Origin of the sequence: Rhodococcus sp. JS3073 (assembly GCF_026810085.1) — a bacterium.
GTDB classification, from domain to species: Bacteria; Actinomycetota; Actinomycetes; order Mycobacteriales; family Mycobacteriaceae; genus Rhodococcus_F; species Rhodococcus_F wratislaviensis.
Genome location: NZ_CP113951.1, coordinates 515,070 through 530,490, shown reverse-complemented (window position 1 = coordinate 530,490; position 15,421 = coordinate 515,070). Strand labels below are relative to the sequence as shown.

The window sequence follows — 15,421 nt, the reverse complement described above, 5'->3', positions numbered from 1 at the left end:
TTCTACGGTTGGGGTATGACCCGAGGTTTCGTTCTCCGGCAGGCCGTCGGCGCGGCACTCGCCGCCAACGCCCTGCGTCCCCTGCCCGGTGCGCCCACGTCGGTGGTCGCCTTCTTCTCGGGGTGGCTCACCACCGAACTCGCGCCGCACCTCCTCGCCGTGACCGCGGCCGACGCCGCCCAGCACGCCGCGCGTCACGGAACGCGAACCCGAAGTGACCGTGTCGGCCTCGCGCTGGCCGCCGCGTCCGCCGCCGGGCTCGCCGCCGTGATCGCCACCGGCCGGGGCGCCGGAGCGGAAGCCGAATCCGCTCTCGTCGAGACGCTCGGCGAGAACTACACCGACCGCGACAGGGCCATCGAACACCCCGGACGACCCGTGTGGCGGCAACTCCTCAACCCGTTCTGGATGCGGAACAAGGCGGTCACCCGGGTCCGAAACCTGGCGTACGGGCCGGGCGGGCGCCGGGCCCGCCTCGACATCTACCACCGGCAGGATCTGCCGTCGAAGAGCCCGGTCCTCCTGCAGATTCACGGCGGGGGGTGGGTGATCGGGAACAAGGATCAACAAGGTCTGCCGCTCATGCTCGAGATGGCCTCGCGGGGGTGGGTGTGTGCGGCGGTCAACTACCCGCTGTCACCGAAGGCGAAGTGGCCGGAACACCTGATCGCGATCAAGCAGGCCCTGGCCTGGCTCCGGGAGCACGTCGAGGAGTACGGCGGCAACCCCGACTTCATCGCCGTCACAGGTGGTTCGGCGGGTGGCCACCTCGCCGCCATGGTGGGACTCACCGCGAACGACAGCCACCTGCAGCCGGGGTTCGAGGACGTCGACACGTCGGTCCAGGCGTGTGTTCCGTACTACGGCGTCTACGACATCGCCGGCGATACCGGAATCAAGGCCGTCCTCCAGCGCGTGCACTCCGGGCTGATGCCGATGGTGCTCGGAAAGCAGGCCAAGTTCCCCGACGACTACCGGGCCGCGTCGCCGCTCGCTCACCTCCGGGCGGACGCACCGCCGTTCTTCGTGATCCACGGCACGAGCGATTCGCTGATCCCCGTCGCCGAGGCGCGGATCTTCGTCGACGAACTCCGGCAGGTGTCCGACAACCCCGTCGTCTACGCGGAACTGAAGGGCGCGCAGCACGCGTTCGACGTGTTCCCCTCGATCCGCAGCATCTCCGTCACGCAGGCGGTCGGGCGATTCCTGGAATGGTCGCGCAGCGCCACCACCGACGTGCCCGCGGCGGGCACCGAATCGGCCTGACTACTTGCCGCCGAGCGTCCGCAACTGCGACACCCCTGCGGGCGGCAGACCGGCCGCGTACGCCAGTACCTCGCAGAACGCCTCGACGTGCGTGGCCAGTTCGACCGACGTCGCCGTCCACGACGCGCGCAGTTCCAGCTGATGCGCATGCGGGGGACCGGCGATGTCGCCGTAGCGCACCGACGTCGTCGCGGTCACCGTCCCGCCGAGCGCGTTGAGGGGTTCGTGGCGCGACTCGAGGGCGTCGACGAGCCAGCTCCACGCCACCTCGGGAAGAAGGGGGTCGGACGCCACGGCGGCGTCGAGATCGGCCTGAATGTAGGCGACCAGCCGCATCGTGCCGTTCCACGCCTCGTCGCCCTCGGGGTCGAACAGGAGGATCAATCTGCCGAACGCGTCACCCTCGCTCTGTTCGGCGACGACCCCGGTGTCCTCGTGCACGACCTCTGCGCCGACGGCGTAGCTGTACGGCGCGAGCCGTTGCGGGGGCCGGATGGGGCCCAGCTCGATGTCCGCGCGAACCTGCGCGGAATTCATCGCTTCGACGGCGGCGCGGAACTCGGCCGGTTCGGCGGGCGATCCCGAAGTCGTCACAGCTCGGGACGTTAGACCCGGACCTGCACATCTCGTCGGAGGCGCGCCGAGCAGGGCCGATCGGCGGCGGAGTCCCGGCATGGCAGCATGAGAGCTGCCGAAATTCGAGCAGGCAGAGAGCGCGAGGACCGATGAGCGGGTTGGAAAGCACCAATGCAGGCATGAGCGAACGGGCGACGTACACGTCGAGGCGGGTGCTCCCCGACGCACCCCTCCTGGCGGCCGCGGAAGGCCGTACCCCCGGCCGCCGCCCGGTGTGGTTCATGCGGCAGGCGGGCCGCTCGCTTCCCGAGTACCGCAAGATCCGGTCGGGGATCGGCATGCTCGAGTCGTGCTTCGATCCGGCACTCGTCTGCGAGATCACCATGCAGCCCGTGCGCAGGCACGGCGTCGACGCCGCGATCCTGTTCTCCGACATCGTGGTGCCGCTCAAGGCCGCCGGCATCGATCTCGACATCGTCGCAGGCACCGGTCCCGTCGTCGCGAACCCCGTCCGGTCGATCGCCGACGTCGCCGCCCTGCCCCGCCTCGTGCCCGAGGAAGTCGGCGCCGTCGCCCAGGCCGTGCAGCTGCTCACCGCGGAACTCGGCTCGACGCCGCTGATCGGCTTCGCCGGAGCCCCGTTCACCCTCGCGTCGTACCTGGTCGAGGGCGGTCCGAGCCGCAACCACGAGCGCACGAAGGCGCTGATGCACTCCGACCCCCGGACATGGCACGCGCTGCTCGGCTCCCTGGCCGACACGACCATCACCTTCCTGCAGACCCAGCTGCGCGCCGGCGTCGACGCGATCCAGCTGTTCGACTCCTGGGCCGGGGCGCTGTCCCTCGCCGAGTACCGGGAGTTCGTGCTGCCGCACTCCGAGCGGGTGTTCGCCGAGGTGGAGAACGCGAAGGTGCCGCGCATCCACTTCGGCGTCGGAACCGGTGAACTGCTCGGCGCGATGGGCGAAGCGGGCGCCGACGTGGTGGGCGTCGACTGGCGCATCCCCCTGGACGTGGCGGCGCGCCGGGTCGGCCCGGGCAAGGCGCTCCAGGGCAACCTCGACCCCGCGGTGCTGTTCGCGGGACCGGCGGCAGTCGAGAAGCAGGTCCGCCGGATCACCGCGGAAGCCGACGCCGCCCTCGCCGCCGGCGCCACGGGACACATCTTCAACCTCGGGCACGGCGTCCTGCCCGACACCGACCCGGGCGCCCTGACCGCGCTGGTCGAGCTGGTGCATTCACTGTGACCGGGTCGTCGCCGAACGTTCTCGTCGTCGGCGGCGGTATCTCGGGGCTCGTTGCCGCGTACCGGCTGCGGCAACGGCTCGGCGCCGAGGCCCGGATCATTCTCGCCGACGGCGCGGAGCGGCTCGGGGGCAAGCTGCGCACGGTGGACCTGGCGGGGGAACCCGTCGACGTCGGGGCGGAAGCCTTCATCGCGCGGCGCCCGGAACTGCCCGCCCTGCTCGGTGAACTCGGCCTCGCCGACCAACTGGTGTATCCGGCGGGACTGCGGCCGCTCATCTGGTCCGAGGACGCGCTGCACCCGCTGCCGGCCGGCACGCTCATGGGGATACCCGCGGACGGGAACAGCCTGCGCGGTCTCGTCGACGACCGGACACTCGCGCGGGTGGCGGGGGAGCGGACGGTGCCCCTCGACTGGACACCGGGCGCGGACATCGCCGTCGGCGCACTGGTCGGTGACCGGTTCGGCGCGCAGGTGGTCCAGCGGTCGGTGGATCCACTTCTCGGAGGGGTCTATTCGGGTCTGGCGGACACCATCGGCGTCCGCGCCGCGCTCCCCACACTCGCGGCGGCGCTCGACCGCGGAGCCACGAGCCTGTCCGCGGCCGTGGCGGACGCCCTCCCCGCCCCGACCCCCGGGCCGGTGTTCGGGGCGCTGCGTGACGGCTACGGCGTCCTGCTGCGCGCCCTGACGGAGGCCGCGTCGCCGGAAATCGTGCACGAACGGATCCGGGCACTGGGCCGGGACGGCGACGGCTGGTCGGCCGACCCGGTGGGCCGCGTCGACGGGGTCGTGCTCGCCGTGCCCGCCCCCCAACTCGCCGACCTGCTCACCGGCATCGCCCCCCGCGCGGCGGCGGCCGCCGCGGACATCCCGCTGGCCTCCTCGGCGGTCGTCGCTCTGGCCCTGCCGATCCGGGTGGACCTCCCGCAGAACTCGGGGATCCTCGTCGCCACCGACGCCGCGCTCGGCGCGAAAGCGTTCACCCTGTCGAGCCGCAAGTGGCCGCACCTCGCCGAGCGGGAGGTGACTCTCGTCCGGGCGTCGTTCGGACGGTTCGGCGACGCCGCCGTCGTCGACGCACCCGACGACGAACTGATCGCCGCGGCCCGGCGGGACCTCGCGACGGTCACCGGGGTGTCCGCGGAGCCCGTCGCAGCGCATGTCCAGCGCTGGCACGGCGGCCTGCCGCAGTACGGTCCCGGCCATCTCGAGCGGGTGGCGGTGATCGAGCAGGAAGTCGCAGGTCTGGACGGTCTCGAGGTGTCCGGGGCACTGCTCCACGGGGTCGGTGTTCCCGCGTGTGTGGCCGCTGCGACGACGGCGGCTGCACGGCTCGCCGGGCGAGTGGCACGATAGACCCATGGCACGCCTCGACTTCGACGCATTGAACTCTGAAATCCGCTACCTCATGTTCTCGGTGTTCCAGGTGGAACCCGGTGTACTCGGGGACGACCGGGAAGCTGTGATCAAGGAGGCACGGATCTTCTTCGAAGGTCAGGCCGACAAGGGTGTCGTGGTGCGCGGGCTCTACGACGTGGCCGGCCTGCGTGCCGACGCCGACTTCATGATCTGGACGCACTCGGCGAGCATCGAAGCCCTCCAGGCCACCTACGCCGACTTCCGCCGCACCACCGCACTGGGCCGCGCGAGCAAGCCCGTGTGGAGCAACGTCGCGTGCCACCGTCCCGCCGAGTTCAACAAGAGCCACATTCCGGCGTTCCTGGCCGGTGAGGATCCGGGCAACTACATCTGCGTGTACCCGTTCGTCCGCTCCTACGAGTGGTACCTGCTGCCCGACGACGAGCGGCGCAAGATGCTCGCCGACCACGGCATGGCGGCTCGCACGTACAAGGACGTCCGCGCCAACACCGTGCCCTCGTTCGCGCTCGGCGACTACGAGTGGATTCTCGCGTTCGAGGCGCCCGAGCTGTACCGCATCGTCGACCTCATGCGCGACCTGCGCGCCACCGAGGCCCGCCTGCACGTCCGCGAGGAGGTGCCGTTCTTCACCGGCCCGCGGGTGGATGTGGAGAAGCTGATCACCGCTCTGCCGTGATCTGAAGCACCACAGATGAATGACGCCGACGGGGCTCGCACCGCGCCCCGCTACCAGCACATGTCGCACTGGGGCATGTTCGAGGCCGAGGTCGCCGACGGCGACGTCGTCGCCGCCCACCCGTACACCGGTGACGCGAACCCGTCACCGGTGCTGGGCAACATCGCCGGGTCGGTCCGCAGCAAGGCGCGGATCACCGGCCCGGTGGTGCGCCGCGGGTGGCTCGAGAACGGCCCGGGACCCAGCAGTTCCCGAGGGTCCGACGAATTCGTGTCGGTCGACTGGGAAGAGCTGACCCAGCGGCTCGCGAACGAACTGCGCAGGGTCGTCGACACGCACGGCAACAGTGCGATCTACGGCGGTTCGTACGGGTGGGCCAGCGCGGGACGGTTCCACCACGCTCAGAGCCAGGTCCACCGGTTCCTGAACACCCTCGGTGGCTACACCCGGTCGGTGCACAGCTACTCGCTGGGCGCGACGGGCGTCATCATGCCCCGGGTGGTGGGCACCCACTGGAAGATGTTCGCCCGCTCGACGTCCTGGAAGATCATCGCCGAGCACACCGATCTCATGGTGTGCTTCGGTGGCGTCCCCCTCAAGAACACCGGCGTCAATCACGGCGGGACCAGCGACCACCCGACGCGCGACGCGCTCGACGCGCTCCGGCGCCGCGGCGGCTCCGTCGTGTCGTTCAGTCCGCTGCACGACGACGTGCACGGCGCCGCCGAGCGCCACGCCCCGGTGCCCGGAACCGATGTCGCGATCATGCTCGCACTCGCGTTCGTCCTCGCGACCGAAGACCTGCACGACACGGCATTCCTGGGCAGCCACTGCGTCGGCTACGACCGCTTCGAGGACTATCTGCTCGGGCGATCCGACGGCGTACCCAAATCACCCGCATGGGCCGAGCAGATCTCCGGTATCGCCGCCGCGGACCTGGTCACCCTGGCCCGGCGGATGGCGTCGGGCAGGACGATGGTGACCGTCACCTGGTCGCTGCAGAGGGTCCGGCACGGCGAGCAGGCTCCGTGGATGGGGGTCACCCTCGCTGCGATGCTGGGCCAGATCGGCCTTCCCGGTGGGGGTTTCGGCCACGGCTACGGTTCCATGAACGAGCCCGGGCTCGCCCCCGTCCCGTACCCGCTGCCCACGCTTCCCCAGGGGCTGAACCCCGTCCGCGACTTCATCCCCGTGGCCGCGATCTCGGACATGCTCCTGAACCCGGGCGCACCGTTCGACTACGACGGTCAGCGGCTGACGTACCCGGACATCAAGATGCTGTACTGGGCGGGCGGCAACCCCTTCCACCACCATCAGGACATTCCCCGTCTGCGCCGGGCGCTGGCTCGTCCCGACACGATCGTGGTCCACGACCCCTACTGGACGCCGATGGCCCGGCACGCGGACATCGTCGTCCCGTCCACCACGTCCCTCGAGCGGGCCGATCTCAGCTGCACCCGCAACGACCCCCTGCTCGTCGCCATGCACGCCGCCGTCGGGCCGTACGCCGACGCGCAGGACGACTACGACACGTTCGCCGCCGTCGCCCGGAAACTGGGTGTCGGGGAGACGTTCACCGAGAGGCGCTCGTCCGAGCAGTGGCTCGAGCACCTGTACGGGCAGTGGCGAGACTTCGTCCGCGCGGACGGCGGTACCGCCCCGAGTTTCGACGACTTCTGGATGCAGGGTCACGTGCGGATGCGGACCGAGGACGACCTGATCCTGTTCGGCGACTTCCGGGCCGATCCGGTGAAGTTCCCGCTCGCCACCCCGAGTGGGCGGATCGAGATCTTCTCCGCCGACATCGACGGCTTCGGCTACGACGACTGCGCCGGACACCCACGCTGGTACGAGCCCGAGGAATGGCTCGGAGGCAGGCGGGCACGCCAGTTCCCGCTGCATCTGATCGCCAACCAGCCGCGCACCCGCCTACACAGCCAACTGGACCACGGCGGCACCAGCCAGAAATCGAAGATCCGGGGCAGGGAACCGCTGCGAATCCATCCGGACGATGCCGCCGACCGCGGTCTCACCGCAGGCGACGTCGTCCGCGTGTTCAACGACCGCGGCGCCTGCCTCGCCGGTGTGGTGGTGGACGAGGGCGTCCGCCGCGGTGTGGTCCAGCTGTCGACGGGAGCCTGGTACGACCCGCTCGACGCCACCGACCCGGATTCCCTCTGCGTGCACGGAAACCCCAACGTGCTGACCCCGGACGTGGGGACGTCGTCACTCGCCCACGGCTGCACGGGTCAGCACGTGCTCGTCGAGATCGAACGCTACGAGGACGAGCTGCCGCCGATTCGGGCGTTCGATCCGCCGACGATCATTCGCCGGTCGGTTCCAGGGTCAGCGAGATCGAATTGATGCAGTACCGCTGATCGGTGGGGGTGGGGTAGCCCTCCCCCTCGAAGACGTGGCCCAGGTGGCTGTGGCATGTCCCGCAGACCACCTCGACGCGGCGCATGCCCAGCGACGTGTCCTCGCGGAGGACGACGGCGTCCGAGTCGGCCGGATCGAAGAACGACGGCCACCCGCAGTGCGATTCGAACTTCTCCGTGCTGCGGAACAGCTCGGCGCCACAGGCCCGGCAGTGATAGACGCCTTCCGTCTTCGTGTCGGTGTACTCGCCGACGAAGGGGCGCTCGGTACCGGCCTGGCGCAGCACCGCGTACTCCTCGGGAGTCAGTTTCTCGCGCCACTCGCTGTCGGAGAGAGCAACCTTCGGGGCGGACTGCGTGGGATCCTGCTGCTGCGAACTCATGGCTCCACGCTAATACGTTTCGCCGATTCCGGCCGTGACGCCCGGCGTGGGACGCGACCTACGTCTTGGCGGCGGCCGACTCGACCTGCGGCTGCTCGTCCGGTTCCGGATCCCGCGGCGGGGCCTCGGGGGTCTTCACGTCCGGTTCGAGGAGGAACGCCGGATCGATGCCCTGGTCGAGTCGCCCGTCCCGCCGTGCGGCGACGTAGCGGACGGTCAGCACACCGAAGATCACGAGGAGTATCAGACTCCACCCCAGTGTGGTCTTCATGTACTCGGCGGTCCGGCCGGCCTCGATGAACCGGCTCGACAGCCAGCTGTCGTAACTCATGAACCCGTACACGGCCAGCCACGCCGGCCAGTTCCGCATCACCGAATTCTTCAGCACCACGGACATCAGGAGCGGGAACAGCATCATCGAGTAGTACATCTGGCCCAGCGAGCCGAGCAGCCACGACGCCGTCAGCAGAACCCCGGACGTGGTGACGACGAAGAACAGCTCGTCGTGGCGGTAGTAGCGGTAGAGCAGCCACAGAGAGCTGAGCACGATGGCGGTGAAGACACCGCGCAGGGTCCAGATCATGGCGGTGGGGAGACCGTAGTACTTGCCGTTGCCGACGATCGCGCTGTTGAAGTAGTCGCGTGACTCCATCAGGTACGGCACCGTGTGGCGCACGAAGTCCATCGGGTCCGCGGACAGCGGCCACGCCACGGCGGTGAGGATCAGCGGGATTCCGATCGCGGTGACGAACACCTTCCACTGTCCCCGCACCAGAGGCAGCAGCAGGAGCGGGGCGAGGATCGGTTTGACCGCGAACGTCAGCCCGATGGCGACACCGGACCACATGTCCTTGCGCTTCATCAGCAACACGAGGAACGCGATCTCGCCGAGCAGGACCAGACCGTTGATGTTGGTGAAGACGAGGGTATTGGTGACGGTCTCGGACGAGAACGTGGCGAGCAGCAGGATCGGGGCGGCGATGGAGTTCAGTCCCAGCCCGAACAGCCGCAGGAGCAGGTACAACGCGATCACGATGGCGATCGCGTTGGCGATGATGAACAACCACCGGGACTTCTCGGGGTCGATCACCGCGATCGGCGCCATCAGCAGCGTGCCGGACGGCGGATACAGGTAATGCGGATCGACCCAGTTGAAGTTGGCGGTGTAGACGGGCCGCCCGTTCAGGAAGGCCAGCGCAGCGTTGTAGACCGGGCGGAAGTCGTCGGTGATGTACCCGTTGACCGCCTTGACGACCACTCGATGCAGCACAGTCATGACGGCGATCGGCCACAGCGCGAAGTTGATTACCTCGTTGGCAGTCCGCCCGGTGCGCGGTTCGAGTTGTCGAAGGAACACCACGGCACGGTACACCGAGAAGCTCTGACGTGCGGTCACGCACCCCCTGTGGGTGTCGGGCGGAACACGTCGGCTAGGCGGGGCAGGCGCTGCCGTCCGGGGGCAGCACGCCGTCCGAGACGTAGGTGACGATCGACTTCTGCGCGCAGTCCGAATGGGTGGCGGGGTGACCGCTGCCGTGCCACGTCAGCGTCGCCGTCGCGGCGCCGACGCTCGACACGGCCCCGGTCACCGTCCCCACCCCGGCGTTCCCGACGACCGGGTCGGCGGTGCCGCTCAGCACCAGGACCGGCAGTGTCAGCTCGCCGGGCAGGGCAGGCGGCGCGGTCGCGGGCCAGGAAGTGCACGCGAGCAGTCCGACTGCGGCGTTGGGACCGAAGAGCGGGAACCGCTCACCCCACAGTTTCTGCAGTTCGCGGACCCGGTCGGGTGCGGGCCACTGCTGACCGTCCGTGCATCGGGTGATGAATTGGCCGTCGCTCTCGTAGGCTGCCTCGGCCTGCGCGACCGCCGCGAGGATCGGCGCCGTGTTTCCGGCGAGGGCGGCGGACACCGCATCGGACAGGGCGCGGACGCGGCCCTGCTGGTCGCCGCCCGCCGCGGCGAGCGACCCGGACACCGCGGTGAGGAGGGCGTTCGCGGAGACGCTAGGGATCTGGCCGTTCGCGGCGCGGGTGACGGCGTCGGCCATCGCGGCGCGGGGGTCGGCGCCGAGAGAACAGTTCAGGGCGGTGCACTGGCGGGCGAACGCGTCGAACGCCGCCTCCTGACCCGCGACCTGCTGCTCGGTGGCGGTCGCGGCATCCACGGTGGTGACGGCGGGGGAGTCGAGGACCAGCCGGCCGACCCGATCCGGGTACTTGGCGGCGTAGCTGAGCGCGACGGCACTGCCGTTGCCGGTGGCGAGGATCCCGAGCGCATCGACGTCCCAGGTGCGGCGCAACTCCTCGATGTCGTCGGCGGCGTGGGTGCTGTCGAACGCGAGTTCCTGCGGCTGCAGGTAGTCGGTGCATGCGATGGTGGCGTCGCGGCCCAGCGCGGTCACCTTGTCGACCTGGTCACCCGTCCCCGGGTCGAACTGCCCGAGATCCGCCAGGCTGCTGCGGAGCTCCGGGGTGAGGCATTCGATCTCCTGCGAGGAGGCGATGCCGCGGCGGTCCACCGCGACCACCGGTCGCGTCGACAGCAGGGACGTCAGACCGCCGGTGCTCAGCGCTGCGAGCGTCGCGGTCGACGACCGGTCCGATCCCGACGTGAGCACCAGCGGGGCCGCGCCGTCCGGGGTGTCGGCGAGCCGCGCTCGCATCGCGCCCATCGTGAAGGAGCCGGGCAGAGTGCCGCTCTCGTCGACGGCCGACTCGTACGAGCCGCATTCGAAGACGAGCCCGGCGGGCGGTGTCGTTCCCGGGCCCAGGGTGCCGAGGGTGCTCTGCGTGCAGTCGGTCCACGCCAGATCGTTCTTCGGGGTCTGCAACACGGGTGGGGGAGCGTCGGGGTTCTCGGTTTCGGTCGCGGTGGGTTCGCTGCCGCCGCCCTCGCGTTCGACCGCCACGTGCGGCCGGTTGGACGGTCCGGCTCCGCACGCGCTGCACACCACGAGAACCATTGCGAGCAACACCGATCTGCGCATGGCGACCACCCTGCCAGGTTCCCCTACGGGCGGGGCAGCCGCACCCACCTGGTGAGGACGGTGCCGTCGGTGTCGGTGAGGATGTGCGCGGGAGTCATCGCGGTGATCCGGGTACCCGGCGAGGTGGCGACGCGACCCGCGGTTCCGCCGACGAGCACGGGCGCCGTGGTCAGGCAGACCTCGTCGACGGCGTCGTCCGCGGTCAGCTGCCCGAACAGGCTCGGGCCGCCCTCGCAGAGCACCCGGCGCAGTCCGAGATCCTCGAGGGCGGCGATCAGCCCGTCGCCGGTGACCTGCCCCTCGCCGGCCGTCACGATCCGCGCACCCGCGTCGGCGAGCGCCCGGACCCGCGCCGGGTCGGCGTCCGTGCACGTGACGACGATCGGGGCCACCTCGGTGTCGGTGAACAGGCGCGAATGCGGGTCGAGGTGGGCGCGTGCCGACACGACGGCGATCGGCGGGACCTCCGGCATCCCCGACGCCACCCGACGTCGCCTGCCCTCCGCGCCCACGCGCGCCCCGCCGTAGTTCTCCGCCCTGACGGTTCCGGCCCCGACCAGCACGACGTCGGCCAACTCCCGCAGGGTTTCGAAGACCAGCCTGTCCGCGGGTGTGCCGAGCGCCCCGCTGACGCCGTCGACGGAGACGGCGCCGTCGATGCTGCTCACGAAGTTGACGCGGACCCAGGGCCGCAGGGTCTCCCTCGGGTAGGCATACAGGTCGCGCAGCGCGTTCGCGGTCGATTCACTGGACTCCTCCCGGGCGGGCGGACTGTCCGGTGTGAAAAATGTCGCAATATGTACACGGTGCATGTTGGTGATCACAACACGTGGATACCCTGCTTGTATGCATGCACGTCTTGTCGATCGCAGCCCCGTGGTACCGGCTGATCAGTTGGTAGCTCAGATGGTGCCCCCGGCCATGTTCGACGAGGTGAGCTTCGCGTCGTACATTCCCGATCCCGCAGAACCCAGCCAGGCCGCCGCGGTCCAGACGGCCGAGGAGTTCGCGAAGAAGGTCGTGAAGATCCGCAGCGGCGGACGACGCGGCCTGTTCGGGAAGAAGACGCAGGCCACCGGTGCCGGTCTCTACCTCGACGGCGGCTTCGGCGTCGGCAAGACCCACCTCCTGGCCTCGATCTTCCACAGCGTCCCGTCGCCCAAGGCGTTCGGCACGTTCGTGGAGCTGACGCACGTCGTCGGTGCCCTCGGTTTCAACAAGGCCGTCGAGCAGCTGTCCGACCACAGCGTCCTCTGCATCGACGAATTCGAACTCGACGACCCGGGCGACACCATGCTCGTGTCCCGCCTGCTGTCGGAACTGTCGGCGCGCGGCGTGTCCATCGTGGCGACGTCGAACACCCTGCCCGGCCAGCTCGGTGAAGGACGATTCGCGGCACAGGACTTCCTGCGGGAGATCAAGAAGCTCGGATCGATCTTCGAGACGATCCGCGTCGACGGCCCCGACTACCGGCACCGCGACCTGCCGCCGGCCCCGGACCCGATCTCCTCGGAGGAGCTCGCCGAGCGCGCCGACAGCATCCCCGGCGCCACACTCGACGACTTCGACGCGCTGTGCAAGCACCTCAGCACGCTGCACCCGTCCCGCTACAACAAGCTGGTCGAGGGCATCCCGGCCGTGTTCCTCGACGGCGTCCACCCCGCCGAGGACCAGTCGGTCGCGCTGCGCCTGGTGGTCCTCGCCGACCGCCTGTACGACGCGAGCATCCCGGTCACCGTGGCAGGGGCCAAGCTCGACGCGATCTTCACTCCCGAGATGCTGGCCGGTGGATACCGGAAGAAGTACCTGCGTGCCACATCGCGCCTGCTGGCGCTGTCGCGCTTCGAGGTCGCCGCGAGCTGACGCCGCTCGTCACAGCGCCCGCTGCATCACGAAATCGTGGTGCAGCTGGGTGCCGACGAGGAAAGTCTTCGTTCCGACCTGCGTGAATCCGTGCTTCGCGTAGAAGCGTTGGGCGCGCACATTCTCCTGATTGACGCCGAGCCACAGCCCGGCGAACCCCGCGGCGACGGCGCGTTCGACGATGGCGTCCATCAGGGCGGACGCGACGCCGGTCCCGTGATTACCGGGCAGCACGTACAGCTTGCTGATCTCGGTGGTCGGCCGCAGCGTCACGACCCTGCCGACGTCCGGATCGGCGGGTTCACCGTCGATGAGCATCGCGTAGCCGACGATCGCCCCGCCGTGGGTGACCTTCAGGACGGTGCGGTTCGGGTCGGTGAGGTACTCGGAGAACCGTTCGGCCGACAGCACGTCGTCGATGAAGGCGGCGATGTCGTCCTGTGTCGCCCCGGGCGGGCACGCGAGCGGGAACGTTGCCGCGGCGACGTCGGCGATCGCCTCGGAATCCCAGATCCCCGCCGGGTCTATTTCGACAGTCACAGCTGATCCACCGCGTCCTTCGCTTCCCGGAGTGTCATTCCCGTACTGTCCCGCAGCAGGGTGATCGCCGCAACGTTCTTGCCCTCGCTCTTGAGGTCGCGAAGCCTGCCCTCGATCGGCGCCGTGTCTCCGCAGGAGCGGATCCCGGCGGGGACCGGCCGGGCCTGGAGCCGGCCGTACTCGACCGTGGCCTTCGCGTGCCGCACGCCGATCCCGTCCCGTGCGACGAGAATCTTGGTCGCCTCGAGCGTCCTGCCCCGGTCGAGCAGACAGCTCACCTCGTCCCGGACAGCGTCGTCGAGTTGTCGCCAGGTCGATGCGGGATGCAGGTCGTGTGGGGTGTGCGAGCCGCCACGAGCGGACCGTGACGAGACCAGAACCGCGACGTAGACGATCGCCACGGCGATCACGAACCATCCCCAAGTCGGCATGTCCTAAGTAGAACATCTGCTGTCAGTCGGGATCCGGGGCCCACTCGGATTGCCTGGCGCGGTCCCGGTCCGGGGCGAACGCCGGGGCGAGCAGGATGAGCCCCACCGCGAACAGGAGCGGGACGACGAACCCGATCCGCAGGCTGGTCGCCGCGGCGACGCCGCCGACGATCGCCCCGCCCACGAGGGTTCCCACGTAGTTGAACAGGTTGATCCGCGCCACGACGTCGTCCACCTGTCCGCCGGGCGCCAGCCGCCCGGCGGCACTGAAACACAGGGGAGCGACGACCGGCACGCCGAGGCCCACGACGAGGAATCCGGCAATCGCGACGGCCGGCGACGGGGCGAGCACGACGATCGTCAGTCCGGCGACACCGACTGCCGAACCCGCACGGACTACGGCGATCTCGCCGTACTTCGCCACCCAGTGGTCGCCGCTCAGCCGCGACACCAGGGCCGAGCACTGGTATGCGGCCAGCGCCAGGGCAGCTGTGCCGGCATCCGCGAGCAGAACGTTCCGGACGTACAGCGCGGACCAGTTGCCGACACCGAAATCGATCGCGTAGAACAACGCCATCGCGGTACCGAGCGCGAGCAGTGCGCGGATCGGAACCGGCACGGGCACAAAGCCGGTCGCCGGCGCGGCGGTGCCCGCCGGCTCCCGGCGCACGAGGAGCCGGGGGCCGCAGACGGCGAGACCGACGGCCACGACGAGCGCCGCCACCAGTTGCGCGGTGGCGACGCCCACGCCGAGGGCGGAGGTGGCGGCGACGAAGAGTGCACCCGCAATCGCGCCGACGCTCCACACTGCGTGGAACGACGACAGGATGAAACGGCCGTAGGCGTGCTGGATCGACACCGCCTGCATGTTGGCGGCGGCGTCGACGATGCCCAATCCGGCGCCGTACACGGACAGGCAGACGAAGAACGCCGCGGTATTCGGGCTGAAACCGAGGGCGCCGCCGGCGACCGTGATGGTCGCGAGGCCGAATCGCAGGGCCGACCGGCTGGAGAATCGGCGGGCCAGGTGCTCGGCGAGGACGCTTCCCGCCCCGGCAATGAGAGACACCGTCACGACCGCGACGACGATGGCGGTGTCGTCGAACCCGAATCTGTCCTGGTACTGCGGCAGTTGCGTGAGGACGGCCGCGAGGAGAAAACCCTGCAGGCCGAATGAGCCCGCTGCGGCGATCCGTGCCGAGCGGTGATCCGCGGACACATCGGGGCGTCGTGAATCCGTCATGGGTCGGCCTTCGGTAGTGGACATCCAATCGATTGGACGAGTGTCCAATACTTTGCGGGGATGTGCAGCGTTCTCCGAACAGGCGGGCGAAATGTCCTGATGCGCGCGGTGCGTGAGGTGCCCGGAACAAGACTGAGCCCCAGCCTTGGATGGGGGGTCATGGCTGGGGCTCATTGCCATCGGGGGGGTGGATGGCAAGTTCGACGATACATGAGGAATTCCTCACGTTCCAGAGGCAGCGGTAACGATTTCGTCACCCGCCCGTCACCGGTGGTCGGGCGTGCGACAGGTGAACCGGGGGTTGTCTCTGCGGACGGTTGTCGCTTACAGTGTGATCCATGCAGCGCATTCTCGTAGTTCTCCGCCGTAGCGGGGTCTGATACGGACCGACCCCTCGCTGCGGGTCGTTGAGCTACGCGTTGGTCCTCCCTTCTTTCAGGAAGACCACG

At 69.5% G+C, this 15,421-nt stretch carries 14 protein-coding genes; 6 read left to right on the top strand and 8 right to left on the bottom strand.

The features are described 5' to 3' along the window. Nucleotides 1–15: 15 nt before the first annotated feature. Nucleotides 16–1,266, top strand: coding sequence for an alpha/beta hydrolase (locus OYT95_RS02530; protein ID WP_037240586.1), 1,251 nt, complete (start codon nucleotides 16–18; stop codon nucleotides 1,264–1,266). Here the strand turns inward: OYT95_RS02530 and OYT95_RS02525 are convergent, their stop codons facing one another. Next, nucleotides 1,267–1,860 carry a DUF3000 domain-containing protein gene (locus tag OYT95_RS02525; RefSeq protein WP_037240540.1) on the bottom strand — a complete coding sequence of 198 codons (594 nt, stop codon included), beginning with the start codon at nucleotides 1,858–1,860 and terminating at the stop codon, nucleotides 1,267–1,269. 161 nt (nucleotides 1,861–2,021) lie between these two features. Between OYT95_RS02525 and hemE the strand changes: the two genes are divergently transcribed. Genes hemE through OYT95_RS02505 form a run of 4 tightly spaced genes read left to right on the top strand, consistent with a single transcriptional unit; the run spans nucleotide 2,022 to nucleotide 7,511 of the window. Then, nucleotides 2,022–3,089: a uroporphyrinogen decarboxylase gene (gene hemE, locus OYT95_RS02520; protein WP_174233834.1), complete on the top strand. Its 1,068-nt coding sequence runs from the start codon at nucleotides 2,022–2,024 to the stop codon at nucleotides 3,087–3,089. Further along, nucleotides 3,086–4,447, top strand: a complete 1,362-nt coding sequence (locus OYT95_RS02515) for a protoporphyrinogen oxidase (RefSeq protein WP_268790799.1) — start codon at nucleotides 3,086–3,088, stop codon at nucleotides 4,445–4,447. Before hemE ends, OYT95_RS02515 begins: the two co-directional genes overlap by 4 nt. 4 nt (nucleotides 4,448–4,451) lie before the next feature. Next, the gene (hemQ, locus tag OYT95_RS02510) at nucleotides 4,452–5,147 is read left to right on the top strand and encodes a hydrogen peroxide-dependent heme synthase (protein ID WP_037240550.1); all 696 of its coding nucleotides are present in this window, start codon (nucleotides 4,452–4,454) and stop codon (nucleotides 5,145–5,147) included. A 15-nt stretch (nucleotides 5,148–5,162) separates the two neighbouring features. Further along, nucleotides 5,163–7,511 carry a molybdopterin-dependent oxidoreductase gene (locus OYT95_RS02505; RefSeq protein WP_268790798.1) on the top strand — a complete coding sequence of 783 codons (2,349 nt, stop codon included), beginning with the start codon at nucleotides 5,163–5,165 and terminating at the stop codon, nucleotides 7,509–7,511. On the opposite strand, the gene msrB is transcribed toward OYT95_RS02505, so the two are convergent. Genes msrB through OYT95_RS02485 form a run of 4 tightly spaced genes read right to left on the bottom strand, consistent with a single transcriptional unit; the run spans nucleotide 7,471 to nucleotide 11,707 of the window. Further along, a complete protein-coding gene (gene msrB / locus OYT95_RS02500) occupies nucleotides 7,471–7,908 on the bottom strand; it encodes a peptide-methionine (R)-S-oxide reductase MsrB (RefSeq protein ID WP_005264000.1) in 438 nt (145 codons plus the stop codon). The two genes, OYT95_RS02505 and msrB, sit on opposite strands and share 41 nt — an antisense overlap. A gap of 58 nt (nucleotides 7,909–7,966) precedes the next feature. Beyond that, complete coding sequence (locus OYT95_RS02495) at nucleotides 7,967–9,304, bottom strand: glycosyltransferase family 87 protein (RefSeq protein WP_268790797.1); 1,338 nt, start codon at nucleotides 9,302–9,304, stop codon at nucleotides 7,967–7,969. A 34-nt stretch (nucleotides 9,305–9,338) separates the two neighbouring features. Continuing rightward, nucleotides 9,339–10,895, bottom strand: a complete 1,557-nt coding sequence (locus OYT95_RS02490; protein WP_442972542.1) for an alpha/beta fold hydrolase — start codon at nucleotides 10,893–10,895, stop codon at nucleotides 9,339–9,341. 23 nt (nucleotides 10,896–10,918) lie between these two features. Then, nucleotides 10,919–11,707, bottom strand: a complete 789-nt coding sequence (locus tag OYT95_RS02485) for a pyrimidine reductase family protein (RefSeq protein WP_268792335.1) — start codon at nucleotides 11,705–11,707, stop codon at nucleotides 10,919–10,921. Nucleotides 11,708–11,741: 34 nt separating this feature from the next. Here OYT95_RS02485 and zapE point away from each other — a divergent pair, with 34 nt between their 5' ends. Continuing rightward, nucleotides 11,742–12,758, top strand: a complete 1,017-nt coding sequence (gene zapE / locus OYT95_RS02480; RefSeq protein WP_037240557.1) for a cell division protein ZapE — start codon at nucleotides 11,742–11,744, stop codon at nucleotides 12,756–12,758. Between the two features lie 9 nt (nucleotides 12,759–12,767). On the opposite strand, the gene OYT95_RS02475 is transcribed toward zapE, so the two are convergent. The 3 genes from OYT95_RS02475 to OYT95_RS02465 are packed head-to-tail and all read right to left on the bottom strand — an operon-like array spanning nucleotide 12,768 to nucleotide 14,972. Continuing rightward, the gene (locus tag OYT95_RS02475; protein ID WP_037240560.1) at nucleotides 12,768–13,298 is read right to left on the bottom strand and encodes a GNAT family N-acetyltransferase; all 531 of its coding nucleotides are present in this window, start codon (nucleotides 13,296–13,298) and stop codon (nucleotides 12,768–12,770) included. Continuing rightward, complete coding sequence (locus OYT95_RS02470) at nucleotides 13,295–13,729, bottom strand: hypothetical protein (protein ID WP_268790795.1); 435 nt, start codon at nucleotides 13,727–13,729, stop codon at nucleotides 13,295–13,297. Before OYT95_RS02470 ends, OYT95_RS02475 begins: the two co-directional genes overlap by 4 nt. A gap of 22 nt (nucleotides 13,730–13,751) precedes the next feature. Then, nucleotides 13,752–14,972, bottom strand: coding sequence for an MFS transporter (locus tag OYT95_RS02465; protein WP_268792334.1), 1,221 nt, complete (start codon nucleotides 14,970–14,972; stop codon nucleotides 13,752–13,754). Nucleotides 14,973–15,421: the final 449 nt, after the last annotated feature.